A 2245-nucleotide genomic window follows, 5' to 3' on the forward strand; every position below is an offset into this window, starting at 1 on the left:
GTCATTGACACATCGGTGGTATTCATCGACGAACTCAGCTCTGGTGAGAACGGAGCCGTGGTGTTGGATGACAATGTTTGAGTGCTTGCCATCCCTGACGGAGTCATTGACACATCGGTGGTATTCATCGACGAACTCAGTTCCGGTGAGAACGGAGCCGTAGTGTTGGATGACAATGTCTGTGTGCTTGCCATGCCTGACGGAGTCACCGACACATCGGTAGTATTCATCGACGAACTCAACTCTGGAGAGAACGCAGCCGTGGCACTGGATGATAACCTCTGAGTGCCTGCCATGCCTGACGGAGTCACCGACACATCGGTAGTATTCATCGACGAACTCAACTCTGGAGAAAACGCAGCCGTGGTACTGGATGATAACGTCTGGGTGCCTGCCATCCCTGATGGAGTGAGTGACACATCGGTGGTATTCATCGACGAACCCAGCTCTGGAGAGAACAGCTCCGTGGTGCTGGATGATAACCTCTGGGTGCCTGCCATGCCTGATGGGTTCAGTGATGCCTCAGTAGTATTCATTGACGGACTCATTTCCGGCGAAATCCGGGCCATCGTGCTGGATGACAATGCCTGAGTGTTTACCGTTCCGGACGGGCTTAATGAACCCTCTGTAGCATTAGCGAACGAACCAGACTTGGATGAGGCTAAAGTGATGATACTGGACGACACTGCCTGTCTACTTGCCGTCTCTGACGAACTCAACGACGCCGTGATAGTATTAAACGACAAACTTGACTCTGCTCCAATTGGAGCTGTGGTATTGGCAGATAGTGCCTGAGCACGGGTGCTCTCTGACTGGCGTGGTGCAGCCTCAATAGTAGTGCTGGCCGACGAACTCAATCCGGGTGCCAGCACAGGTGCAGCGGTATGCGGCCATAAAGCCGTCGATAACAATGCTTTTGAGGCGTCCGGTGGTACATGGCTGGAACTGCCCTCAGATACCGCTAAGGACGTTAGCAGTCCGGCTTCACTGGTTGCACGATCCATGGCAGCAGATGCCATTGCAGGGGTAATGTCAGCCTGTTCTGTCACGGTTACAGCCGTGGTTGATACGCTGGTCGATGCCAGTGGCTGCGGGGTGCTGGTCTCCGGCGCGATGGTGGCCAATGCATGCACGTCAGACGACACCACCGCCTGTGCGCCGGTTGCCGATGCGATCGCAACAACAGGGCTACTGTTGTCAGCAACCACTCCGGGATTGCTGCCCGGCCTGTCCGTGGCAGGTTGCAGGCCTGTGACGGGCGGCTGGCCGGTCGTTAACAATCCACTGGTGGGCGTGGTTCCTCTGTTACCACTGCCTCCGGATGAGTGATGATGACCGGAGTTGTCATTGTCAGATGAATCATCATCACTATCACCCCCGCCTCCCTTCTTCTTCCCATCTTCTACAAGTTCGTAGATTTCATAACCTACCCAGCCGGCAACGCCGGCTGCCACGGCCGCAGCAATGATCATAAGTAATTCCGGGGTCAGGAGTCCAACAGCCAGTGTTTCAGCAAAACCGGCCATCAGGGCGGGTGCAGAGAATCCAACAACGCCTTCTGCAACTATCCTTTTTACTGCCTTTTCATACAACTCATCGGCGGCACAACCACCCATGCCAGCCCCGGCCAGGGCTCTTTTACGTCGACACGCGGGTTCTTTTATTTTGCCTTTGCTGCCTTTGCCACGAGTGCGGATATGGGCCCAGTCTTCGCCGCCGGGTTCATGATGTGGCGGGGCGGGTGCCTTGGCCATCAAATCCTCAACAGAAGTTTTGAGCCCATCACCCAGGGATTTCAAAACCTCGGTCTCTGGCACAAACTCCTCTGCTGCACTTTCCCCAATGCGGACCCCGACATCTTCCGCCGCCGCATCGCCCCCGTTCGAGGCCAGTCTTTTTATAAATGCGCCGCTAGCCACCGAACCTAATGTTCCGCCGACGCTACCAATCGCGATTCCGGCCTTGGTTCCCACACTTAAACCTTGATCGGTGCCACCGGAAGGCTGGCCACCCGACGATTGGGGAACCGCACCAGCGGCTGGGTGAGCCAACAGCGCCGCTCCGGGAACCTCCGGGGCAATAGCATTGATGGCATCCTGCAACACCATCATCTGCATCGAATATTGAAAGTCGTCCAGGCTGGACACGCCCTGAGCCACCCCGGAAGGACCAGGTACAGGGTCCGGCTGTTCTCCAGCGGTCGCTTTGGCCCGGGCAAGCAGGCTTTGACTGGTTTTGGCCATAA

The 2245-nt window shown here is 56.2% G+C and carries 1 protein-coding gene; it reads right to left on the minus strand.

Translation table 11 applies throughout. From position 1 onward, the window contains the following. Nucleotides 1-2245, minus strand: a 2245-nt coding sequence (locus tag ACO6V1_RS23500) for a hypothetical protein (protein WP_422468959.1), incomplete at both ends; no start/stop codon positions are given.

It is taken from the genome of Endozoicomonas sp. ALC013, assembly GCF_049310205.1.
Lineage (GTDB): Bacteria > Pseudomonadota > Gammaproteobacteria > Pseudomonadales > Endozoicomonadaceae > Endozoicomonas.